The organism is Micromonospora sp. NBC_00330 (assembly GCF_036136635.1).
Taxonomy (GTDB): domain Bacteria; phylum Actinomycetota; class Actinomycetes; order Mycobacteriales; family Micromonosporaceae; genus Micromonospora; species Micromonospora salmantinae.
Genome location: NZ_CP108012.1, coordinates 1,280,622 through 1,303,447, shown reverse-complemented (window position 1 = coordinate 1,303,447; position 22,826 = coordinate 1,280,622). Strand labels below are relative to the sequence as shown.

Annotated in this window: 23 protein-coding genes; 13 read left to right on the top strand and 10 right to left on the bottom strand. The window is 68.9% G+C overall.

Annotated features, from left to right (window positions below):
* Positions 1 to 76: 76 nt before the first annotated feature.
* Together OG598_RS05740 and OG598_RS05735 are read right to left on the bottom strand one after the other, a co-directional pair.
* Complete coding sequence (locus tag OG598_RS05740) at positions 77 to 577, bottom strand: SigE family RNA polymerase sigma factor (RefSeq protein WP_145792748.1); 501 nt, start codon at positions 575 to 577, stop codon at positions 77 to 79.
* The gene (locus OG598_RS05735; protein ID WP_328653377.1) at positions 570 to 1,448 is read right to left on the bottom strand and encodes a hypothetical protein; all 879 of its coding nucleotides are present in this window, start codon (positions 1,446 to 1,448) and stop codon (positions 570 to 572) included. The genes OG598_RS05740 and OG598_RS05735 overlap by 8 nt, the downstream gene beginning before the upstream one ends.
* Positions 1,449 to 1,710: 262 nt before the next feature.
* Here OG598_RS05735 and OG598_RS05730 point away from each other — a divergent pair, with 262 nt between their 5' ends.
* From OG598_RS05730 to OG598_RS05720, 3 genes are all read left to right on the top strand, one after another.
* Positions 1,711 to 2,694 (top strand): GNAT family N-acetyltransferase, encoded by a 984-nt coding sequence (locus OG598_RS05730; protein ID WP_328653376.1) that lies wholly within the window; start codon positions 1,711 to 1,713, stop codon positions 2,692 to 2,694.
* Between the two features lie 645 nt (positions 2,695 to 3,339).
* Positions 3,340 to 4,722 (top strand): endo-1,4-beta-xylanase, encoded by a 1,383-nt coding sequence (locus OG598_RS05725; RefSeq protein WP_328653375.1) that lies wholly within the window; start codon positions 3,340 to 3,342, stop codon positions 4,720 to 4,722.
* A 206-nt stretch (positions 4,723 to 4,928) separates the two neighbouring features.
* A complete protein-coding gene (locus tag OG598_RS05720; protein WP_328653374.1) occupies positions 4,929 to 6,272 on the top strand; it encodes a poly(ethylene terephthalate) hydrolase family protein in 1,344 nt (447 codons plus the stop codon).
* Between the two features lie 98 nt (positions 6,273 to 6,370).
* Here the strand turns inward: OG598_RS05720 and OG598_RS05715 are convergent, their stop codons facing one another.
* Positions 6,371 to 6,856 (bottom strand): hypothetical protein, encoded by a 486-nt coding sequence (locus OG598_RS05715; protein WP_328653373.1) that lies wholly within the window; start codon positions 6,854 to 6,856, stop codon positions 6,371 to 6,373.
* 209 nt (positions 6,857 to 7,065) lie between these two features.
* Here OG598_RS05715 and pdxR point away from each other — a divergent pair, with 209 nt between their 5' ends.
* From pdxR to OG598_RS05700, 3 genes are read left to right on the top strand one after another with little or no spacing between them, the layout of a single operon-like run.
* Positions 7,066 to 8,517 (top strand): MocR-like pyridoxine biosynthesis transcription factor PdxR, encoded by a 1,452-nt coding sequence (pdxR, locus tag OG598_RS05710; RefSeq protein ID WP_328653372.1) that lies wholly within the window; start codon positions 7,066 to 7,068, stop codon positions 8,515 to 8,517.
* The gene (locus OG598_RS05705; RefSeq protein WP_328653371.1) at positions 8,505 to 8,909 is read left to right on the top strand and encodes a cupin domain-containing protein; all 405 of its coding nucleotides are present in this window, start codon (positions 8,505 to 8,507) and stop codon (positions 8,907 to 8,909) included. The genes pdxR and OG598_RS05705 overlap by 13 nt, the downstream gene beginning before the upstream one ends.
* Before the next feature lie 12 nt (positions 8,910 to 8,921).
* The gene (locus OG598_RS05700; protein ID WP_328653370.1) at positions 8,922 to 9,737 is read left to right on the top strand and encodes an NAD-dependent epimerase/dehydratase family protein; all 816 of its coding nucleotides are present in this window, start codon (positions 8,922 to 8,924) and stop codon (positions 9,735 to 9,737) included.
* A 29-nt stretch (positions 9,738 to 9,766) separates the two neighbouring features.
* Here the strand turns inward: OG598_RS05700 and OG598_RS05695 are convergent, their stop codons facing one another.
* A complete protein-coding gene (locus OG598_RS05695) occupies positions 9,767 to 11,995 on the bottom strand; it encodes a hypothetical protein (protein ID WP_328653369.1) in 2,229 nt (742 codons plus the stop codon).
* Between the two features lie 222 nt (positions 11,996 to 12,217).
* On the opposite strand from OG598_RS05695, the gene OG598_RS05690 reads away from it, so the two are divergent.
* On the top strand, positions 12,218 to 12,451 hold the full coding sequence (locus OG598_RS05690; protein ID WP_328653368.1) for a GNAT family N-acetyltransferase: 234 nt from the start codon (positions 12,218 to 12,220) through the stop codon (positions 12,449 to 12,451).
* On the top strand, positions 12,448 to 12,939 hold the full coding sequence (locus tag OG598_RS05685; protein WP_328653367.1) for a barstar family protein: 492 nt from the start codon (positions 12,448 to 12,450) through the stop codon (positions 12,937 to 12,939). The genes OG598_RS05690 and OG598_RS05685 overlap by 4 nt, the downstream gene beginning before the upstream one ends.
* Here the strand turns inward: OG598_RS05685 and OG598_RS05680 are convergent.
* Entirely contained in the window at positions 12,906 to 13,310 is a 405-nt protein-coding gene (locus OG598_RS05680; RefSeq protein WP_328653366.1) for a hypothetical protein, read from the bottom strand. The genes OG598_RS05685 and OG598_RS05680 overlap by 34 nt on opposite strands.
* 297 nt (positions 13,311 to 13,607) lie before the next feature.
* Between OG598_RS05680 and OG598_RS05675 the strand changes: the two genes are divergently transcribed.
* Together OG598_RS05675 and OG598_RS05670 are read left to right on the top strand one after the other, a co-directional pair.
* The gene (locus tag OG598_RS05675) at positions 13,608 to 13,988 is read left to right on the top strand and encodes a hypothetical protein (RefSeq protein WP_328653365.1); all 381 of its coding nucleotides are present in this window, start codon (positions 13,608 to 13,610) and stop codon (positions 13,986 to 13,988) included.
* A 47-nt stretch (positions 13,989 to 14,035) separates the two neighbouring features.
* Positions 14,036 to 15,580, top strand: coding sequence for a hypothetical protein (locus OG598_RS05670; RefSeq protein ID WP_328653364.1), 1,545 nt, complete (start codon positions 14,036 to 14,038; stop codon positions 15,578 to 15,580).
* Between the two features lie 195 nt (positions 15,581 to 15,775).
* Here the strand turns inward: OG598_RS05670 and OG598_RS05665 are convergent, their stop codons facing one another.
* From OG598_RS05665 to OG598_RS05650, 4 genes are all read right to left on the bottom strand, one after another.
* On the bottom strand, positions 15,776 to 16,186 hold the full coding sequence (locus OG598_RS05665) for an FxLYD domain-containing protein (protein WP_112726969.1): 411 nt from the start codon (positions 16,184 to 16,186) through the stop codon (positions 15,776 to 15,778).
* Between the two features lie 628 nt (positions 16,187 to 16,814).
* Positions 16,815 to 16,961, bottom strand: coding sequence for a hypothetical protein (locus OG598_RS05660; protein WP_328653363.1), 147 nt, complete (start codon positions 16,959 to 16,961; stop codon positions 16,815 to 16,817).
* Between the two features lie 76 nt (positions 16,962 to 17,037).
* The gene (locus tag OG598_RS05655; RefSeq protein WP_328653362.1) at positions 17,038 to 17,640 is read right to left on the bottom strand and encodes a response regulator transcription factor; all 603 of its coding nucleotides are present in this window, start codon (positions 17,638 to 17,640) and stop codon (positions 17,038 to 17,040) included.
* Complete coding sequence (locus OG598_RS05650; protein ID WP_328653361.1) at positions 17,640 to 18,794, bottom strand: sensor histidine kinase; 1,155 nt, start codon at positions 18,792 to 18,794, stop codon at positions 17,640 to 17,642. Before OG598_RS05650 ends, OG598_RS05655 begins: the two co-directional genes overlap by 1 nt.
* A gap of 104 nt (positions 18,795 to 18,898) precedes the next feature.
* On the opposite strand from OG598_RS05650, the gene OG598_RS05645 reads away from it, so the two are divergent.
* From OG598_RS05645 to OG598_RS05635, 3 genes are read left to right on the top strand one after another with little or no spacing between them, the layout of a single operon-like run.
* On the top strand, positions 18,899 to 19,780 hold the full coding sequence (locus OG598_RS05645; RefSeq protein WP_328653360.1) for an ABC transporter ATP-binding protein: 882 nt from the start codon (positions 18,899 to 18,901) through the stop codon (positions 19,778 to 19,780).
* Positions 19,781 to 19,806: 26 nt separating this feature from the next.
* Entirely contained in the window at positions 19,807 to 20,526 is a 720-nt protein-coding gene (locus tag OG598_RS05640; protein ID WP_328653359.1) for an ABC transporter permease, read from the top strand.
* Positions 20,523 to 21,203, top strand: a complete 681-nt coding sequence (locus tag OG598_RS05635; RefSeq protein ID WP_328653358.1) for a GOLPH3/VPS74 family protein — start codon at positions 20,523 to 20,525, stop codon at positions 21,201 to 21,203. Before OG598_RS05640 ends, OG598_RS05635 begins: the two co-directional genes overlap by 4 nt.
* A gap of 182 nt (positions 21,204 to 21,385) precedes the next feature.
* On the opposite strand, the gene OG598_RS05630 is transcribed toward OG598_RS05635, so the two are convergent.
* Entirely contained in the window at positions 21,386 to 22,684 is a 1,299-nt protein-coding gene (locus OG598_RS05630) for a low temperature requirement protein A (protein ID WP_328653357.1), read from the bottom strand.
* Positions 22,685 to 22,826 lie beyond the last annotated feature (142 nt).

Here is a 22,826-nt window from a genome sequence, read left to right as displayed (position 1 = left end):
GCACCGACGCGGCGGTTGCCGGCCGACGGTTCGACACCATGGGGATCCGCCACACCCCGGCCGCAGACGGACCCCGTCAATGGCGTTCCTCGGCGAACAGTTCGGAACGGGTCTCGCCGAGCAACTCACGCAGTCGGTTGAGGGAGCGCATGCTCTGGCTCTTGACGACGGCGGTGGAGACGCCCACGACCTCGGCGGTTGTCTCCACGCTCAGGTCGTCCCAGTACCGCAGGACGATGATCGCCCGGTCCCGCAACGGCAATGTGGCGACAGCGTCCAGCAACGTCATACGCAGCTCGGCCGGATGTTCCTCGCTCCGCTCCGGCGGCGCCGACATCGCCAACTCGCGGCTGGAGCGACGTCGCTGCTGGTCGATCATGCAGCGCAGCAGTATCTTGCGGGCGTACGCGTGGGGGTCGTCGGCCCGGCGGACCCGCCTCCAGTTGGCGTACACCTTGGCCAGCGTCGTCTGGGTGAGGTCCTGGGCGAGATGCCAGTCGCGGCACATCAGGAACGCCGCGTCGCGCAGCCGGCCAACTGTCGCCTGCGCGAACTCCACGAAGTCTTCGTCAGCCATTCGACCGTGCCAGCTTCGGGAACCTCTTGGTCCCGTTGATGACGTACTCGGCCGGCAGTGTCGTCCCCCAGTTCGGGTTCGCGGCGATCTCGATCGCCTCCTTCACGGAGAGGACCGGCGGTGCCGGCACGGTTCCCTTGGCGTCCCAGATCAGACAGGTGGAGATGGTGAGATCGACCTGGAGGCCAGCGCGGTGGTGCACGGTGACCATCTGGTTCTGCACGCAGTTGTCGGGTACCTCGGTCAGCTCCACAGTCCCCGGGGCAGGATCGCCGCCGAGGCGGTCCCGGTAGATGGCGAGCCGCAGCATGCCCGGTCCATCGCCTCGGTCCAGGTAGAGCTGGACGTACGGCATGCCGGGGCCGGCCCCGCTGCTCTCCAGACTCGCATAGCCGCTGGTCTTCCCATTGGGCAGCAGCCGGGTCAGCAGTTCCAGGGCGCCCTGCGCTGTGGTGGTCAGCAGTTCACCGTCCGGTCCAGCCCCGATCCTCACGGTGTCGATCACAGTGGTCGAGGGAGGCGGCGGCGCTGACCGAAAGGGGTCTCTTCCGGCGCCCTCTTCGAGCCCGCCCGGAGCGCCACCGGACGACCCGGCCGGGGACGGTGTGGTGGTGTCGACCGATCCGCCCGGCAAGCCCACGTTCGCCCCGCCGGGCTGACCGGCGTCATCCGCTCCGACGCCCAGCGGCCCGGCGGCCAGGCCGATCACGAGCAGCATCGCCAACGCCGATCCGCCGGCACCGAACTGCGCCAGGCGGCGCCGGCGACGAAGTCGGCGGCCCTGCACCACCGACTGCTGGACCAGGTCACCCAATGGCGGGGCGGGATGTTGGGCCAGGTCGTCCCTCAAACGCCCACGCACGTCACCCATGTCCCTTGTTCCTCCTCGGCCGACCGCCGCAGTGGCGATCCGTCACTGACCTGACGGGTTGATCCGCCGATTTGGTTACCGAGTTTCGGCGCGAATTTTCAGCCACAGGCGTCCGCGAAACCCGGTGTTCTCAGTACGTGTGCGGCCACCTCCGTAGCGTCACGCACAATCCGCACGGCATCCTAGGAGGTTAGGTCGACGCTCTCCAGCGATCCGGCGGGCGATTGACCGTCGTCGAACCGGCTCCATAGGATGACCGTCGATGAGGATCGCGGATTGGAGTCGCGCCACACCAGCCGAGGCAGCAGCGCTGGCGGCGCTCTTCCAGCGCGCCGAGGCGGTCGCCCCCGTCGGCATTGAGCAGCGCGCTGAGGACGTCCGGAACCGACTGGCCACTCTCGGGCCGGACAGTGCCGGGCGCACCCGGGTCGGCCGCGATGACACCGGCACCGTCGCCGCATACGGTGAGGTCGCCGACATGGGAACAGCGGACGACGTGCTCCGGATTCGCCTCACCAACGTGTTTCATCCCGACATTGCCGGCGACGTCCGCGCAGAGCTGCACCACTGGCTCATCGACCAGGCGAAGCAGTTACGGGACAACCGAGGATCGGCACGAGCCGTCCTCGGTATCCGGTGTGCCGAGAACGACAGGGCCGGCCGCGAGCTGCTGATCCGTGGCGGCTTCGCGCTGGTCCGGCACGAACGCGACCTCGTCCTGGCGGTGCCCGAGGAGCCGCCGGCTCCCGCGCTGCCGTCCGGTCTGGTGCTGACACCTGTCGAGGAGCGCTACGACGAACTGGCCCGGCTGGCCCACAATGAGGCCTACGCCGACAGCCCGGCAGCGGTTCGACCAGACCAGCTCACCTGGCCCCAGCACGCGACCGGGCATCCGCGGTTCCTGCCCGACCTCTCCTGCCTGGTGCTCGCCGAGGCCGACCGAAGCGACAACCCGGTGGCCGGCTTCCTCTTCGCGCTCGCCGACGGCAACACGGACACGCCGACGGCGATTCTGCACTGTCTGGGCACCCGGGCAGCCTGGCGCCGCAGTGGCGTGGCCACGGCGATGATCTCGCGGGCCCTGCACCGTGCGCGCTCAGCCGGCGTCGGACACCTACGGCTCAAGGTCACCGACAGCAATCACCACGCTCTGGCGCTCTACCGGAAACTGGGTTTCGTGGAGTCGGGGCAGGGGTTCGCGGTGCTGATGCGGCAGCTCACCCCCGAGGCCGACGAGCAGCCGTAAGCCAAACGGTTCGGCGACTCGCGCTCTGCGCCGCGTACGCGGAATGCTCCGCGACTCGCCACAGCGCGTGGAGGTCTGCCGTCAGGTGGCGTACGCGCCCAGAGAACACCACCAGGCCGGCGACCGCCCGGAGCATCGCCTTTCGGGCTTCGCTCGCCACGCGCAGCCGCTCCCGCAGCCTACCGCCGTGATCCGTAACGGGTCCGAAACTACCGGTTGATAACTCTGGAATTTTCTGCCAGCCTGGGAGCCATCGACAAGCGTGAACGTTAACAGAATCCCGTAGCACCGGAGGCGCTCCACACGATTGCCAGGCCCCACCCACCTGCCAGGTGACCACGTCCACAATCGCTCCCCCAGGGGCGACCGGGGCACACAGGTCACCACCCTTCACCCGCTGGCCAAGCAGCCCGAGCCGACTCGCATCCGGGCTGACGCCTGACGTGGGCACCGCCCCCGCTCGGGCGGACCCACCATCGTGACCACCGCCATCCGAGCGGGCCACCGCTGGAACTGCGACAGCAATTCCTACCCCACCACTGGAGGTTCAGCATGGTTTCCCGGACCCGTCCCACCGGGCGCACGCGACTGCGAACGCTCACTTTTTCCGGAACGGCCGCGATAATTTTGGCCCTGGTCGTTTCGTTGCTGCCCAACCTGGCCCAGGCCGCCGAGACGACCCTCGGTGCCGCCGCAGCGCAGTCCGGCCGGTACTTCGGTGCCGCGGTCGCCGCCAACAAACTCAACGACAGCGCCTACACGACGATCCTGAACCGTGAGTTCAACAGCATCACCCCCGAGAACGAAATGAAGATCGACGCGACCGAGCCGCAGCAGAACAACTTCACCTTCGGCAACGCGGACCGGATCGTGAACCACGCGACCTCCAGGGGTTGGAAGGTCCGGGGCCACACCCTGGCCTGGTACTCACAGCAGCCGGGCTGGATGCAGAGCATGGAGGGCACCGCGCTGCGTAACGCGATGCTGAACCACGTCACCCGGGTGGCCACCTACTACCGGGGCAAGATCTACTCCTGGGATGTGGTGAACGAGGCGTTCGACGACGGCAACAGCGGCGCCCGTCGCAACTCGAACCTGCAACGCACCGGCAACGACTGGATCGAGGCGGCGTTCCGCGCCGCCGACGCGGCCGACCCGAACGCCAAGCTCTGCTACAACGACTACAACACCGACAACTGGACCTGGGCCAAGACGCAGGCCGTGTACAACATGGTGCGCGACTTCAAGTCCCGTGGGGTGCCGATCGACTGCGTCGGGTTCCAGTCGCACTTCAACGCCAACTCGCCGTACAACAGCAACTACCGCACCACGCTGTCCAGCTTCGCCGCTCTCGGAGTGGACGTACAGGTCACCGAGTTGGACATCGAGGGATCCGGCACGACGCAGGCCAACACCTACCGCAGTGTGGTCAACGACTGCCTTGCCGTGCCTCGCTGCAACGGGCTCACCGTCTGGGGGGTGCGGGACTGCGACTCGTGGCGCTCCAGCGGCACTCCGCTGCTCTTCGACTGCAACGGCAACAAGAAGGCCGCCTACACGGCCACCCTCGAAGCGCTGAACAGCGCCAGCCCCGGGCCGACGCCCACGCCCACCACGCCGGGGCCCACCCCCACCGTGCCGCCGGGCTCCGCCAGCGAGATCGTCGGCACGCAGTCCGGCCGGTGCGTCGACGTACCCAACGCCTCGACCACCAACGGCACCCGCGTCCAGCTCTACGGCTGCAACAAACAAACCAACCAGGCATGGACCTACACCTCGAACAAACAACTACAGGTGTACGGCACCATGTGCCTCGACGCGGCAGGCACCGCCAACGGCGCCGCAGTGCAGATCTACAGCTGCCACAGCCAGACCAACCAACAGTGGAACGTCAACTCCAACGGCACCATCAGCAACGTCCAGTCCGGACGATGCCTGGACGCCTGGAGCACCGCCAACGGCGCCCAAATCCAGCTCTACGACTGCCACGGACAAACCAACCAGCAGTTCAGGCTCGCGTCAGCCTAGGGAAGCTCCGGCGGCGACCACGGCCTCCTGCCGTACCGGCCGGGTCTGCTGACGTTGCAACGCTGACGACCGGACATCGCCGGGGCGGGCAGGCTCGGCACCACACCGAGCCTGCCCGCCCCGCACCCATCCACCACCAGGAGGTAGCGATAGTGCGAGGACACGGACACCACCCCCCGCCCTCGGGGAACACCAATGCCGACCGAGTGTCCCCCCGATTTCGGGGACGGCTGTTCACGCTCGCCGCGGCCGGGATCGCGGCCGCGGTCGGGTTGCTCACCATCACCCTGGCGACGGGGTCGGCGTCGGCCGCCGACAACCCGTACCAGCGGGGCCCGGACCCCACCCGGAGCAGCGTCACCGCCGTGAACGGCCCCTTCGCCAACACGTCGGTCAGCGTCCCGACCGGGTACGGCTTCAACGGCGGCCGGATCTACTACCCGACCGACACCAGCCAGGGCACCTTCGGGGCCATCGCGATCTCGCCGGGTTACACAGCGTTGTTCTCCGCGGAGCTGGCCTGGATGGGACCGTGGCTGGCGTCGCACGGCTTCGTCGTGATCGGCATCGAGACCAACAGCCGCAACGACTTCGACACGGCCCGAGGCACCCAGCTGCTCGCCGCACTGGACTACCTCACACAGCAGAGCCCCGTACGCGACCGGGTCGACCCCAACCGGTTGGCGGTCGCCGGTCACTCGATGGGCGGCGGTGGGGCGCTGAGCGCAGCCACCCGACGCTCGTCGTTGAAGGCAGTGGTCGGCATCGCGCCGTACTCGCCGTCGTCGAACCTGGCCAACGACCGGGTGCCCACCATGATTTTCGCTGGGCAGGCGGACACGGTGGTCACCCCGTCCTACGCCACCGGCCTGTACAACAGCCTCCCGGCCACGACGGAAAGCGTCTACCTGGAGGTCGCCGGCGCGGATCATGGCTTCATGGTCGGACGGTCGAACCCGGTGATGGTCCGGACCATGCTGCCGTTCGTCAAGATGTTCATCGACAACGACACCCGGTACAGCCAGTTCCTCTGCCCCCTGCTGGACTCCAGCGGCGTGGTCACCTACCGCAGCACCTGCCCGTTGCTGCCCTCGACCCCGACCGACCCGCCGACCCCGACCGACCCGCCGACCCCCACCGATCCGCCGACCGTCCCACCCGGCTCCGCCAGCGAGATCGTCGGCACGCAGTCCGGCCGGTGCGTCGACGTACCCAACGCCTCGACCACCAACGGCACCCGCGTCCAGCTCTACGGCTGCAACAAACAAACCAACCAGGCATGGACCTACACCTCGAACAAACAACTACAGGTGTACGGCACCATGTGCCTCGACGCGGCAGGCACCGCCAACGGCGCCGCAGTGCAGATCTACAGCTGCCACAGCCAGACCAACCAACAGTGGAACGTCAACTCCAACGGCACCATCAGCAACGTCCAGTCCGGACGATGCCTGGACGCCTGGAGCACCGCCAACGGCGCCCAAATCCAGCTCTACGACTGCCACGGACAAACCAACCAGCAGTTCAGGCTCGCCGCCCTCGCACGCTGATCAGGCCGAGTCCGCACAGCACCTGATCGACCAGCGGCAGGGCGAGATCCCGCACACCTGAAACGGGCGGACCCGGCGTCGCGCCGGGTCCGCCCGCTTCACGTGGCCGGAGGGCGGCGACGCCTGGCGTCTCGGACGAGCGTCAGGGCGATGACGAGAAGGCCGAGCAGGGCGACGACGGCGTTGGCGGTTGTGAGGAACACCTTCTCTCCAAGGGTGGCGTGGTGCAGGTGGGTCAGGTGGAAGAAGAAGTGCGGTATGGCGAAGGTGGAGAATGCCGCCGCGGCGGGGATGGTGAAGACGGCTCGAGGGGCGACGAGCGCTATGCCGAGGACGACGGCCAGGCCGAGGGTGGCTCCGCCGAAGTCTCGCGCGTAGTGGTCGCTGAACGGCGGGGTGAGGCTGACGGTCGGGAAGTTGTCGTAGAAGCTCTCGGGGAAGACCTGGTTCCAGAACCCGACAACGAGTTCGTCGAGGAAGAGGACTGCCAGGGCGATCCGGATCAACGCGGTCAGCGCGGTGTCCCGCCCGTCTGTCGACCCTGCCTGCGGTGCGGCGGGGGTGGGTGACCGGCCTTCGTTCATCGGGTCCGCCCGGCGGGGTGAGAGGGAGTTCAACGGCCGTGATGTCACTGTCGGTTCTACCTCTCCGAGCCTTCTTCCTGCGGCGAAAGCCGCTCAGACTGCCCGAGAGGGTGCAGCCCTCACCTGTCGCTGCGGAGATCGGCGGCGCCTGGCACGTGAGTCGTCGCCGAACCCGCCGACGGTGCTGGCACGAATGGGATCGTTGCCGAGTGACGAAGTCGCTCGACCTGCATCTGGAGTTCGATCGGAGTGCGGGTTTCCCGGGTCGCTCGCTGGAGAGCGCGTTACGGGAAAGCATTCGGACAGGCCGGCTGCGGGCCGGGTCGCGCCTACCTGGGAGCCGGAGCCTGGCCGCCGACCTGGGCTTGGCCCGAGGCACAGTGGTGCAGGCGTACGCGCAGCTGGTGGCGGAAGGGTGGCTGCTGGCGGCTCCCGGCTCGGGCACCCGGGTCGCGGACGTCCTTCATGATCCGCCCGGCCCGCGCAGGCAACCCCGGCCGTCGCCCCCGGCCGGGCCATTGATCGAGTTGCGGCCGGGGATTCCGGACCTCGCGTCCTTCCCTCGTACGGCCTGGGCGGACAGTGTCCGGCGGGCGCTCACGACGGCTTCACGCGGCACGCTGGACTACTCCGAACCGACAGGGCTACCCGCATTGCGGGCGGCGGTGGCCGGCTATCTCGCGCGTACTCGTGGGGTGCTCTGCGACCCGGATGCGGTGGTGATCACGGCGGGCTTCACCCAGGGCCTCTCCCTTCTGGCGCGGACGCTGCACCGGCGCGGCGTCCGCGCGGTCGCCACCGAGAACCCCGGTCTGGCCCATCACCGCATGGTGCTGCGTGCCGCGGGCCTGACGGTCACCCCGCTCACCGTCGGCCCGGGCGGGGCCGACCCGGATGACGCGGCGGGTCAGGCCGCGCTACTCACCCCGGCGCACCAGCATCCGACCGGAGTGGTGCTCGCCCCACGGCACCGCTACCGGCTCATCGCGTGGGCACGGAAGCACGACGCGTTTCTGATCGAGGACGACTACGACGGCGAGTTCCGCTACGACCAGCGGCCGGTGGGCGCCATGCAGGCGCTGGCACCAGAGCGGATCGTGTACGCGGGCAGCACGAGCAAGTCGCTGGCGCCGGGCGTCCGCCTGGGTTGGTTCGTCGTCCCCGAGCCACTGCGTCGTGACCTGACGACGACGATCGTGGAGTCCGGCGCCGCAGTCTCCGCGATCGACCAGCTCACCATGGCCGACCTGCTCACGCATGGCGACTACGACAGGCACATCCGCCGCATGCGCCTGACCTACCGGCGTCGCCGGACCGAGCTGGCCGACCGCCTGGCCGAGGTGACCACCACTGCCCTGGAGGGCATCGCCGCCGGCGTACACGCGCTGCTGCCGCTGGCTTCCGTGGCGCAGGAGCGCCGGCTGATCCAGGCCGGACGCCGCGAGGGACTGCACCTGATCGGCCTGCACAGCAACGGCTACTGGCACGATCCCGCGGATGAGCGGCAGGCGGCGGCCCTGGTCCTCGGCTACGCGGCGCCGCCGGCTCACGCCTGGCAGGAGGCGCTGTCCGGACTCTGCCAACTGGTCCATCAGACCGGTCACCAACTGGTCCAACCCGCTGGTCCGGTCGGGGATACGTTCGACTCATGCAGACCATGAAGATCGGAAACAACGAGATCGTGCTGCTGGGCACGGCCATGCCACCGGAGTTGCCGGAGGGCTCCCACGTGATGACAGCGACGATCGAACTGCCACCGGGCGACCCGGGCACGCCGCCGCACCGGCACTCCGGCCCGGTCTTCGGCTACCTGCTCGAGGGCGAAATGATCTTCGAGCTGGAGGGCGAGCCCGAGCGGGTGATCAAGGCCGGTGAGGCGTTCTGGGAGCCTGGCGGCGACGTCATCCACTACCGGTCCGCCAACAACCTGTCCGATCGGGTGACCAGGTTCCTGGTCGTGATGGTGTGCGCGCCCGGCCAGGAAATGCTGGTGCTGGTGAGCCCCGAGGAGCTCGAACAGCGTAAGGACCGCCGCTCAAACCGGTCGAACTGAGAGAGGCACGTCATGCGTATCGTTCTCGCCGGTTCGACCGGCGTCATCGGCCGCCGGCTCGCGCCGATCCTTACCGCCCAGGGGCACGAGGTCATCGGGTTGGCCCGCAACGGCCCGGTCGCCGTCGACGTGCTCGACCGGGAAGCGGTCGCGGCAGCCGTCCGCGACGCCCGACCCGACGTGGTGATGCACCAGCTCACCAGCCTGAGCACTGGCGACTTCGCCGCCAATTCGCTGCTGCGTCGGACCGGGACCCGCAACCTCGTCGACGCGGCGCTCGCCGCCGGGGTACGCCGGATCGTGGCACAGAGCATCGCCTGGGCGTACGAGCCGGGCGCCGAGCCGGCGACCGAGGAGACCCCGCTCGACCTCGGCGCCCCGGAGCCACGCCAGACCAGTGTGGCCGGTGCCGCCGCGCTCGAATCCGCCGTCCAGGAGGCGCCCGAGTGGGTAGTGCTGAGGTACGGCACCCTCTACGGCCCGGGCACCTGGTACGCCCGCGACGGTCTGATGGCCCAGTTCGCCGCCGCCGGCAAGGTCCCCGCCGACGCGGACGTGAGTAGCCTGCTGCACATCGACGACGCCGTCGCCGCCGCGGTCGCAGCTCTGGAGTGGCCCGTCGGCGTCGTCAACGTCTGCGACGACGAGCCCGCCGCCGCCTCGCAGTGGGTGCCCGCGTTCTGCGCGGCAGCCGACGTGCCAGCGCCAGCGGTGACCGGGGGCGAGCGGCACGGCTGGGCGCGGGGGGCGAGCAACCACCACGCCCGCACGCACCTTGGCTGGAGCCCGGCCTATCCGTCCTGGCGCCAGGGATTCGCCACCGTGTGAGGCGTCCGCACATCTTGATCTCGTATCGGTCAGTGCCCGGTCGGCGGGTCACCCGGAAGCGGCACCGAGTCCATCGGCTGGCGAAGGCGCTCGATCAACTCGCGGGTCGCCTCGGCGTACCGCTGCTCCGATCCGCGGGGCCGGTGTCCCTGGATCGGCGGCGGGACGCTGTCGCCAGGTAGCGGCACCACGTCGGCCGGATCCCGTAGCCGGCGGTCCACAGTTGCCGCCGGCCGGCCCACCGTTGCCGGCGAGGCTGTCCGGTGGGCGGTGAATATCCAGCCGCCGATCGAGTCGGTGTCGCGCCACAGGTTCACCCACCGCCAGTCGACGCGGGCGCCGATCTCGTGCAGCACCTCGTCGTCGACGAAGGCGGGGAACAGTCGCGCGTAGAGTCGGCTCAGCGGTGACCCGTGGGTGAGCAGAGCGACTCGACTGCTGACCTGGGGCGGTAACTGGAGCACTGTCGCGGCGGCCAGGACCGAACCGTGGCTGTGTGCGGTGAGCAGCACGAGGTTGCCGCGTCCGACCAGGTACGTGATTCGTCGGGTCAACTCCGGCACCGCTCGTTCGGCGTAGCAGGGTGGCGCGAACGGGTGGGCGGCCCGGGGCCAGAACGTGCCCAGGTCCCACAGGACACCGATGTGGCGCCTGAATTCGGCTGTCCGGTAGGCGAAGATTCCGCCGACGGTCAGGCCGAGGATGATCGCGGCGATCCCCCAGCTCCCGAACGCGATGGAGAAGGTGATCAGGTCGCCGGGCACCCGTGCGTACCGCTGCACGGACTCGCTCGGCAGCAACTCCAGCAGACCGAGGGTGGTGGTGGCGGTGCCGATCCCGGCCAGGCAGGCGTAGACCACCGCCAACGGAATCAGTCTTTCCGTGAAGCGGGCCTTGGCTATCGCCTTCTGCACCTGCCGCAGTCGGGTAGCGGCTGCGGGCGGGCGGTCCGGGTAGTCGCAGGCGACAATCGCCGCCGCAGCACGACGTCGACGGCGTCGAGAGATGAGGATGACCGGAACCGCTACCACCAGCGTGAACAGCACTGTTCGGAGAAAGCCGAAGATCGCCCAGGTGAACGCCGGCGGCAGACCTGAGGCCAGGCCCTCTCCGGTCGGCGCGTCGCGATCCAGGAAATCCGCCACCCGGTAGACGAACTCGGCGGACACTGCCACCGCCAGACTCACCGCGCTGGCCGCCATCACCAGTGCGCCCAGCCCGAACAGCGGGATGGCGTCCCGCCGCCGAACCCGGCGCCAGAGCAGCACAGCGCCGAGGGCGGTCAGAAGGGTCGTCTGGGCAACGAACAGCGAGGTGAGGGTGGCGCCGTAGCCGGGTAGTCCACCCCCCTCGTGCCACGGCGCTGGGCTGGCGAGGACGTGGACCGTCACCACGATGGTCAGGGCCACGGCCACCGTCCGCACCGTGCGGGTGATTCGGTCCAGTCGCTGATCCGCGGCGGCCCGGTCGAGCAGCGCAGGCAGGCAGAGCAGGGCCACGCAGCCGGCCAGCACCGTCCCGGTGGCCACGGCCAACGCGATCGTGCTGGCCGAGGCGCCGTTCGCGGCTCGGGCGGCGAGCAGAGCGACGTCCAGTGTCGCGAACGCCGCCGCGACGTGAATCGAGCGCAGCCGACCCACCAGCGGCCCGGCGTCCCACTGACCGATCCCGCTGAGTCGATGCTCGGAGACCTCGTCCGCGGGAGCGCGGAACGCGTCGAACATCTTCCGCGGCCGGGTGCTGGCCCGCCAGAGCACGCCGATGGCGCCGGCCGGAACCACAGCCAGTACCGCGAGGCGCAGGCCCACGGGTTGCCCACCCAACCAGGACAACCAGGTGCGCCCGGCCAGGCAGCCTGACGAGCCCATGCACTTCCACGCGATCAGGTCCAGCGTGACGCCGACGAAGGCAAGCACGTACAGCGCGGTGAGAGTGAGCGCCAGCAACCGGCACAGGGATCTGACCGTCGCGTCCGAGCCGGGGCTCGCCGGTCGCATCCAGATCGCCAGGTTGGCCAGCATGAACGGCAGGAGGAACACCAGCGTCAGTGTTCGGACCACGCTTCCGGCGGGCAGGTCACCCCAGTGGTACGCCTCCGTCACCCGTTCGCCGCTGCCGCACGAACATGGGCGGTGCGGTCGGTAGAAGCCCCCACTGCGGTCCCCCGCGACCTGCTCGACCTGCGCCACGTTCAACACCTGGGCGGCGCTTGCGCTGGCGGCCCCGTGTACCCGCAGCTCCACCACGTCATCGGACATCCCGGGCCCACTCGACCGCGCTGATGCACCCGACATCGGCCCCTCCGAAGCACCTTCGGTGGCCAAGCCGGGTGAACCCAGCCCCCGCGCCACTCGCGGCGGTGTACCCCGCCCGGCCGGGACCAACCGTGGGCCCGCCGCACGGTTGGCTCAGCGCTGGCAGGTCCTCGGGCCGTACGAAATTCCGGTGTCGATGTGGTCGGCGGTGGCTAGCGTACGCGGATGAGCACTGTCCCGAGGACCGGCCTGCGGCTGCGGTTCCTCAGCGATCCGGGGGACTTCCTGGCCGTTGCGGGTGACTACCTGGGTGCCGATCCGGTCGTCAGCACTGTCGTGACCACCATCGCGCAGGTCTGCCTGTTCACCGACCAGGCCAACCCGACGTCGAACAAGATCTACGCCGCCCTCGGCTACCGGCCGGTCGTCGACATGGCCAACCTGGTCATCGTGCGATGAGCAGTTGGTGGAACGGCTCCACTGAGCAGGTCGAGGTCTGCTCGCGCACTGCACTGGTCGAGTTGGCGGCAGTGTTACCGGCAGCGGGCAGATTCGTCGTCGCCCGGCTCGACGGAACGAGGATGGCGGACGCGGACCACACCTTCTACGAGTTCTCCGACGCGCTGCTCTTTCCCGGCTACTTCGGCTGGAACTGGGCCGCGTTGTCCGATTGTCTCCGTGATCTGCACTGGTTGCCAGCGGACGGGTATCTCGTCGTCGTCGAGAACGGGCCTCGGGTGCTGTCGAGCAGTGCCGAGGATCGGCACACGCTGTTCCAGATCCTGGCGCAGGCCGTTCATCACTGGGCGAGCCCGTTCGGCCAGCCAGCGTTCAAGGTGCTGTTGCTCTGCGACCGCGACGACGAGGCGACTCTGTTGCGGCAGGAGATCGCCCGCGCGGGCGCCGCTACGCCTCACCGAGACAGGTCCGTCGATCGTCGGCCGTAGGAAACGGTCGTCCCAACCAGCAGCACTGCTCCTGCGAAGAAGTAGGTGTTGATGCCGATGCCGGCCCAGAACTCGCCCGTGGAGATGTCCGCCACCCCCACGAAACCACCGCGACGGACGCCGCTGACCATCAGAAGATTCTCGACCATTCCTGGAACACCCCGGATGACGAGCAGGATGCTGCCGAACAACAGTGGCGTCAGAAGCAACCACCGGGGAAGACGTCGAGCCGGCGGGCGGACCGTGGCCAGAACGACGGCTGCTCCGATGGCCGACATCGAGATGAGCACCACGTTGAAGATCACGTAGGCCCTCATGCCCCACGGTCCATCACCGGTTGGATCGGGCCCAGGGAAGAACACCAGGATCACGTGGGACACCACAAAGAAGATCAACCAAGCCAAGGCGCCGTACGCCCAACGACGACTTCTGAAAGCGGGCATACCAACACCCTCGCCACGTCAGCACCGTGACGCCTCCCTCCCTGGGTCGGTTTCACTCCCCCGCAAGAGCGGCGTCACAGGCCTCGCCAGCGCACCGTATAACGGCGCAGAGTGGAGACTTTCGGAATGTCTTGTACAGTCCCGAAGAACAGCTCCACTCCCCGTGCCGCATACGCCGGTACCGACTCTCAGCCCGATCGTTCATCCACCCGCGAAGAGGTCTTGATGCCAGATCAGACGGTCGCCGGCATGGCGCTCGCGAACCTCATCGAAGAACGCCGAAGGCAGCTGAGCAACCCGAGCTACCGGGCAATCGCCGAGAGCGGTGGCCTGAAAAGTCACATGACGGTCTACAACCTCGCGACCAAGCCGCTGAAGGCGATGCCCGAGGCGGGCACGCTGGAGGGTCTGGCCCGCGGCTTGGACCTGGACCTGGCGATTGTGACTCGAGCAGCCCAGTCAGCGTGCGGCTACCACGTCTGGGAGCGGCCGCTACCGGACAATCCGACGAAACAGATGATCATCGCGAACATCGAAGATCTGGAGCCACATGAGCTGGACGCGGTAGCAACAGTTGTTCAGGCGTACCTGCGGTCCAGGAAGTAAGGCTCTCCGGCACCGCCCCGTCCCATCCCCCTCCCCGAGGTTGCACCTTGAAGATCGTCCGGTTGAAGACCGGCTCGACATGTGTGGCCCTGCCCGATGAGCAGGTCATTTTCGTCGATCCGGTCCTGACCCGTGAGGGCATGGCAGAGGCCATTCGAACAGCGCTGCCCCAGGTCCATCCCGACGCCGTCGGACACTGGATCGAGGCCGCGATGCCCTCCACGACTCCCCTCGCCGTCCCCCAACCAAACCGACGGGAGCGCCGGGCCAAGAGCGGCCGGCACGCCGCCAGCAGGGTCGGCCGTGCCGGCATGCAGCTGACGTCGATGGCCGCGGCAGCCGCCCTGGGGGTGGTCGTCGTGCCGCTCGTCCAGGGCGCGGGGTCGACGCCCGTGGCCGCCGCCGAAGCCTGGCAGAACCCCGTTTTCAGTCGGATGGAGGTCGGGTCCTCCTGGGACTGCCAGGGCACCGACAACTCCGACCTGGTGGCTACCTGCACCACGCCGGACGGCACGGTGATGCACGCCGAGGCGTGGGTCGGACCGAACTCCTTGACCTTCATCTTCACCTACCCCGACGCCAAGACCGGTCTGCAGCACCGCAACACCCTCAAGGTCTTCGCCTCCGAGGGTGGCGTGCAAGCGTGGATCAAGACAAGCCCAACGGACAAGGCTCTGCTTCCGAACCTCGTCGGCGGCGACCGGTGGCTCATGTACGGCAGCGATCGGACCCGGCTACAGCAGTGGGCCGAGCGGCTGAGCGAGGACGTCGTCCTGCCGGCGGATATTTCCGAGGTGGCCTTCAAGATGGGGCTGCTGCCCGCCCCACGCCGGGCGGAGTCGAACGCCCGCGAGATGGCCCACGTGGACGAGATGATTCGCAAGGCGGCGGCTCGGATTCTCGTGGGCGATGAGTCGCTGCCGATCCCTACGACGACCCCGGTCGACGTCACGCCGGGTCCGGGCGGAGCTGAGGAGGTGCTCGCGCCAGTCCAGGAAGGTCCTGTGCCCAGGGTAATCCCGCCGCCTCCGGCCGAGCCGCCACGGATGCCCCCTCCCCCTCCGGCGTCCCCACCGGTCACCGGACCAACTCCACCGCCGACCAGTCCGGCCGAGCCGCCACCGATGCCCGCTCTCCCTCCAGCTTCCCCGCCCGCCACCGGACCAACTCCACCTCCGGCGACCGGTCCCGAGGACGAGGCGCCGGTTGACCAGTCGCCGATCGACAGTGAGCCCGGTGGCCAGGTTCCCGGCGGCGAGACGCCCGGTGCAGACGTACCCGAGGGTGAGGCCCCTGGCCCTGGGGCTGGTGACGAGCCGGGCCGGCCGATGGACCCGGTAGTCGAGCCCACCGGGCCGGACGAGCCGGTGGATGACGGGTCGACCGGTCAGCCGCAGGAGGGCATCGGCGGAGGTGAGCCGGGGCAGGGGTCGGCTCAGCCCGGCGACCTCCCGGCCGGGGATCCCTTGGCTTGCCCAACCGAGGCGCCTGAGGATGAGAACCCTTCGGTCCTCGACGGACTCGTGGCCGACGGCGCACCGAGGCACGGCCGGACGCCTCAGCGCACCGAGGGCCATCCCGGCACCGCGTAGCAGGAATGCGAGCGGCCCCCAGCAGCCTGCTGGGGGCCGTTCGATGGGCGCGCGGCTGACGAGCGGCGACGAACGGACACGGGCCTCGGCTTCCGTGAACGCCGCGACGTCGCACTGCCGAGCGGCATGCCGCCGAGCACACCCGCCCGAGCGCGAGCCCGGCGAGCGCGATCGGCGCGATCCGGTGCAGCCGTATCAGGACACCTTGTCGACCTTGCAAGTGATCTTGCCCGTGACCTTCTGGCTCAGCAGGATCGAGCCCTCCTCGACGGCCTTCTGGCCCGGCCGCACGTCGGACACGATGCTGCTGGTGTTGCCGACCCGAGTGCCCTTGGCGTCGTACACGAAGACGTCGATGACGTAGGTGTTCTGGTTCTCGCTGGAGTTGTTCACTTCCAGGTCGAACTTCACGTTCGGCAGGAGGTCGCTGTCCGCCGAGTCGATCTCGCACGTCTTCAGCACGACGTGCCCGGCCTTGGCCTCCTGGTCCTTGCTGACGTCGCTCGCCGCCTTGCCGACCAGGGCGGTGCAGGCGACGAAGCCGCCGCCGCACAGGATGACCGACAGGCCCGCAATGATCAGGAAGATCTTCAGCCCGGTCGACATCCTCTTCTTCTGCGGGGGCGGCGCAGGCACGTAACCCGGCTCGGGGCTCTGGTTCGACATTCGCTTGCCTCTCGGTCGTGGTGGTTGACCTTCCGGAGCCTTGAAAGGCCGGAAGGTCCAGCTGTGCAGGTGTGCTGTCGCGGCCGCCATGGACGGCATGCGCTGTATATCAGCAAGGAACAAGCTGTACAGCGTCAGGGAACATAGCGCTGGCGAAATGCCTCGTCAACTCCGTCAGCGAAATCATCAGAATTGCCGGCTGCCCCCGCCGGCGGGCCGCCGGCCGTTCAGCTGACCAGGACTTCGACAGTTCCGCGCGAACTGGAAATGCAGCGGTCAGTGCTCCAAAAGGGACCAAAGGAGTCATCCGTCCGGCTGCCAGTCACCGCCCGCATCACCGGTGGGCTGAACGGCCGCTGTGCTATCGATCGAGCGGAAGCGCGCGCACGAGCCATGGTTCGGGACGGCCTTCAGGCACTGGCGAATCGACTGGTGGGTTCGGCCGGCACGGCGAACGACGTCAGGGCTGAGGGCGGCGACCGCGCCGACGGCGTCACGGGCCTCGCCGGGAGGTCCGCCTGGGTGAACGCCTTCACCGACTACTGACGGTTATGAGCGGTGGGGCTGGTCAGCCCGCTCGGGTGGCCCGGGCTCGTCGCTCGTGCAGCCAGACCAGCACCACGATGGCGACGTTGACGGCGCCCAGGATCAGCAGGGACGCGTCACCGGAGTCGGTGGACCGGTCGATCGCGAAGGCCTCGCCGTCGACCATCACCGGTGTTGACGGTCGTGAACAGGACGTTGTTGGCGACGTGGAAGGCAACCGGCGCCGCGGTCGCCACTTCGGCCGTCTACAGCCAGTCGTGTTCGCGGGCGTAGCGGGCCGCTTCGTGGCGGGTCCGGGTCTGGGTCTTGCGCATCGCGTTGGAGAGGTAGTTGCGGACGGTTCCTGGAGCGAGGTGGAGCCGAGCGGCGATGTCGGCGACCGAGTAGCCCTCGCCGGTGACCCGCAGGACGTCGGCTTCGCGGTCGGTGAGGGGGCAGTCCTCGGTGACGGCGAGCACTGACACGTCCGGGTCGATCCAGCGTTTCCCCGAGTGCAGGGTGGCGATGACCGCGGTGATGTGGGCCGGCTCGGCGGACTTGCTGACGAAGCCCTGGACGCCGAGCTTCAGCGCCTTGCGCAGCACGCCGGGGCGGGCGTGCCGGGTCAGCATGAGGATCACCTGCTCCGGTCGCTCGCGGCGGATCTCGGCGACCGCGCCCAGGCCGTCCACGCCCGGCATCTCCAGGTCGATGACCAGCACGTCGGGCCGGTGCCGCAGGGTGGCGGCGATCGCCGTCCGGCCGTCCTGCGCCTCGGCGAGAACGGTGATGTCGCCCTCCATCGGCAGCAGCGCGGCCAGGGCCGTGCGCAGCAGCGCTTCGTCGTCGGCGAGCACGATCGTGGTCATCAGCCGTCCTTCCCGGTCACCGTCGGAGCCGCGTCGGCCCGAGCGGGTGGGAAGCTCGCTGCGGTCAGGAACCGGTCGCCCTTCTGCTCCACTGTCAGCTCACCCCCGTCGCCCGCCACCCGTTGCCTCAGCGCCGCCAGTCCCCTGAGTTCCGGGGGCGCGGTGGCGGTCACGCCGTCGTTGACGACGGTGATGCCGGACGCGGCGAGCGTGATCTGCACCTGGGTGGCCTGCGCGTGCCGCAGGATGTTCGTGGTCGTCTCCCGCAGCACCTGCCCGAGCAGTTCGCTGGCGCGGGCATCGACCTCGGCCTCCCGGGTCACCCGCACCCGGATGCCGGCGGCCTCGAACAGGTTCTTCGCGTTCTCCATCTCGGCGGTGAGGTTGAGCCGCCGTTGCGCGTAGGCGAGTTCCTTGGTCTGTGCGATGGTGTCGCTGACCAGCGTGTACGTCTCCCGCAGCTCCTTCTCCGCCCGAACGGTGTCGCGGAGCAGCAGTCGTTGGGCCAGGGCTATCTTCAGCTTGACCACGTGCAGGGTGTGGCCCTGGATGTCGTGCAGGTCGCTGGCGAACCGCACGCGCTCCCGCACCACCGCCAGCTCCGCCTCGCGTTCCCGAGTCTGTTCGAGCTCCCGGATGAGGTCGTAGAACCGCTCGCCCAGCACCGTCAAGACCGTCACGACGACGGTGAGAGCGGTCGGGATGAGAACGTAGGTGACCAGGACACCACCGATGTCGTCCCGCTGCACCAGCAGCCGCGCCACGCCGACGGCGGCGACGTAGGTGAACAGTCCGGCCATTGTCAGGGCCCGATGCCGTCGCACCTCGCGCAGGGCGAGCGAACCTACGGCGCAGACACCCCAGTAGGCGTTGGGGCTGCCGGTCACCAGGACCCCGAGCGGCCAGACCGCGGCCGCCACGACCAGGCAGGGCAGCGCGACCCGGGCGAGGTCGTTGGCCGTCCACCGTTCGAAGGCCACCACGGCCGCCACGGCCCCGGGCGCCAGGACGACGATGTGCCACCAGGCACGCGCGTCGGTCCAGAGCAGGACCACAGCGGCGAACACCACCGGCGGCAGTGACGTGGCGAGATTGAGCCGGCGCAGCCTTCCCTGCGTCGACTCGGTGAAGCGCGGCGATCTCGCGGTCACCATGCCAGTATCCGGCAGCCAGGGGCCCTGACCAGTGACACCACGTCACATGCGGTGGTGACGTGGTGCCACTGACAGGTCGGCCGCGCCCGCGCTGTCATTGGTCCATGTCCACCACACCCGTCATCGAAGTCGAACGGCTGAACCTCACCTACGGCGACTTCCACGCCGTGAAGGACCTCTCCTTCGAGGTACGACCCGGAGAGCTCTACGCACTGCTCGGCACCAACGGAGCCGGAAAGACCTCGACCCTGGAGGTCGTCGAGGGGCACCGGAGGCCGACCTCGGGCACCGTACGCGTCTTCGGGCGCAGCCCCCACGACCGGCGAGAGGTACGTCCCCGAATGGGTGTCATGCTCCAGGAGAGCGGTTTCTCCCCGGACCTCACCGTCCGTGAGTCAGTCGGTCTGGTCGGCCGGCTCACCCGACGCACCGACGACGTCGACCGGGTGCTCGACCTGGTCGACCTCACCGGCCGAGCCGGCCGCAAGGTGTCGCAGCTGTCCGGCGGGGAGAAGCGGCGGCTGGACTTCGCCACCGCCGTGTACGGCACCCCGGAGCTGATGTTCCTGGACGAGCCGACCACCGGCCTCGACATCCAGTCCCGCGACGCCGTCTGGGCGACGGTGGACCGGCTGCGGGAGAACGGCGCGACCATCGTGCTCACCACGCACTACCTGGAAGAGGCGCAACAGCGCGCGGACCGGATCGGACTGATGCACGAGGGCGCCTTCCACCGGGAAGGCACCGTCTCCGAGCTGACCCGCACCCTGCCCGCGGTCATCCGCTTCTCCCTCCCGGCACCGGCGCCGAGGTTGCCGGTGCGGGCCGCCGTCGACGCGGACGGGAAGGTCACTGTCGAGACCTTCGAGTTGCAGAAGGACCTGCACCTCCTGCTCGGCTGGGCGCAGGACCACGCCATGGAACTGCGGGACCTGGCGGCAGGGCCGACCCGGCTCGACGACGTCTTCCGCGCCATCAACAGTTGATTCGATCTTCCGCGAGGAGCCTCACCGTGTTGTCCATCGCGTCCAGCGAACTGATCCAGATCTTCCGCAACCGGCTGGTGCTGATCACCAGCCTCATCATCCCGGTCGCGGTCTGTGTGTTCTTCGTCCGTCAGCACGAGACCTACGCCGCCATCGGGAGCCTCGGCTACATCGCCGCGATCGTCCTGTTCACAGTGACTGCGTTCGGGCTCTACGCCACCGCCGTCACCACACTGGCGTCCCGGCGACAGAATCTCTTTCTCAAGCGGCTGCGCTCCACAGCCGAAGGCGACGCCGGCATCCTCGCCGGCCTACTGCTGCCCGTGGTCGTGCTCGCCGGGGTGCAGGTGAGCGCGATCCTGACCGCCCTGGCCGTGGTCGCCGGCGCACCGGCGAACGTCGCCCTGCTGGTGGTGGCGGTCCTCGCGACAGTGGCCATGATGATCGGCCTGGCGCTGGCCACGGCCGGGCTGACGAACTCCCCCGAACACGCCCAGGTCACCACCCTGCCCGTTACCCTCGGGGTGATCGCCATGGCCAGTTGGGTGGGCATCTCCGGCACCGAGAACCTCGCCTGGCTCAAGCGGCTGCTGCCCGGCGGCGCGGCCACCGAACTGACATTGAACGCCTGGAACGGCGGCGTCGCCGTGACCGACTCCCTGCTCCTGCTCGCGCCCACGCTCGGCTGGGTCGTCGTCGCCGTCGCTCTGGCCACCCGACTCTTCCGCTGGGAGCCACGCCGATGACCACCGATGCCCGGTCGGACGCGCCGACAGTAGTGGAAGATCTTTTGCTGCTCCTGTTCCAACCCAGGTCCGGGACCATCGCGGGAGAGAACACCCTCTTCTACGTCCTCGGTGGCGCCGTTCTCGCGGACCTCGCCCTCGGCGACCACCTGGCCACGGCGGACCGGGGGCGGCTCAGGAGCGTGGCGGGTCACCCACCGTCGGATGGCCTCCTGCGCCCGGCCTGGGACTACCTCGCCGAGAAACCGAGGGGGGTACAGACGGCCCTGGCCGCGATCGGTCCCGCCCTGCGCCAGCCGGTGCTGGAGCGGCTCATCGCACGGGGCGACATCGACCAGGAGCCCCGTAAGGTGCTCGGCCTGTTCCGGACGACGGCCCTGCGGGAGGGCAGGACCGAACGACGCTCCCGCCTGCTCGCCGACGTTCGGCGGGTCCTCGTGGACGGCGCGGAGCCGCAGGCCCGTGTCGCCACGCTCGCGGCGCTGCTCTCGGCCAGCGGGACGCTCCCGCAGTTCCACCGCGAGATCCCGTGGACGTCATCGGTGATCAGCCGGGCCAAGGAACTCGAGCGGGGCGACTGGGGTGCCGACGCCGCGGCGGCAGCCGTGACCCGCACCGTGACGGCCACCGTGGTCAACAGCGCCATCGCGGCCATCACGGTGCTTCCTCGAAGCTAGCTTCGACCAACGCGGAGGCGCTGGCGGCCGTGGAGACAGGCCACACCGCCGGCAAACCGGTGCTCACCGTCTCCGTCTGAAGAACCGGCGACGCCGCTGCCAGGGTGCGGCAGCACGCCGCACCCTGGTAGGGGCCTCCGTACGACCGACGGACGTGTGCGGGTCGGTGGACGCTTCTGCGCTCACCGCCTGGAGTTGGCCGGGTGCGGTCGTTCGGGCGGCTTCCCCTTGGCGTGGACCGCGTCGGACGCGGCGATGCCGGCGAGGACGATGACGGCGGTGACGGCCACGGCCAGCGGCGGCAGAAAGATCATGAACGGCGAGGCGGCGGCAAGCGCCAGAGCGCCGACGATCCGAGAGCGGGACACCCGGGCGAACACGGCATGTTCCACCAGGGCCCGCCCGATCAGGAAGAGCATCGGCCCGCCGAGGACAACGAGGATCCACGCCGCGTGGGTGTGCCCGAACGGATGTTCGATCACGATTTCGTATCCCACGGCGACGGCGACGATCCCGGCCACCATGAGTACGTGCGCGAGGAATGCTTCCCGGATGAGGTGCGCGGGCTCGGCGGCGGCTCTGATGGCCTGGGGCAACAACTGGCCCGCCCTGAAGACGTAGACGCGAAACAGCAGCACAGTGGTGATGAATGAGACCGCGAAGGCCGCCGCGGCTCCGCCGTGCCGGAACGACGTGTCGCTGTAGGCCGAGCCGGTCGTCAAAATCAGTTCGCCGAGAGCGATGATGAAGAATTGTCGGTAGCGCTCGGACATGTATTCGGCCAGGACCGGCCACTGCTGTTGGGTGGGTCGGGACCACGGCGCGGGATAGAACAGCAGCAGTGCCGCGCCGTCGATGGCGATCGCGAGCGTCCACAACAGACTTCGGGCCAGGTCCGTCACGATCGCGCCGGCGATCCACGGCACTGCCGACAGTGTGAACCAGAAGAACACCCCGGCCGCTCGGCGCTGCGCTTCGTGGCCGCGCAGAATCGGGACGATGATCAGCCCACGAGTGATGTGGACCGCGACGTACGCGCCAGCGAAGGCCAGACCTCTGTCACCGAACGCGTGCGGCACCGCGACCGCCATCACCAGCGCGCCGAGCATGGCCGTGTAGACCAGCACCTGAAGCTGCGGCCGCTGCGGATCGTAGAGGTCGGTGACCCACGCCGTGACGAACCACAGCACGATGAACGCCAGCAGCAACAGCAGCGACTCGCCAGCCTCGATGAGGACGACACGCTGCTCGGTAAGCTCCTCGACCAGCCGCTGTGAGACCCGATTGAGGGCGAAGATGAAGACGAGGTCGAAGAAGAGTTCCAGAAGGCTCGGACGCTGCGGTTGCCCGGGTTTTCGAAGCAGCGCTGCTGCCCTTGTCGACATGGGCCGCCCATTCCTGCCGGCTTCGCCTATCCGGGTATTGGTACCACGCCGGGCAGGTCCTCGAGTCGATACCCGAAGAATGCCGGTGGAGCGCACACCTCCTGGTAGGCGGCGCGATACCCATTCCTCCGTTGGGTCGGTCCGCCACCGGTAACAGGCACGAATCGGCGCGCTACGAGCACGGGGTTGCATCTCCCTTCGCGGGGTACGCCGTTGCGCCACGCGGGCACCGTCGGAT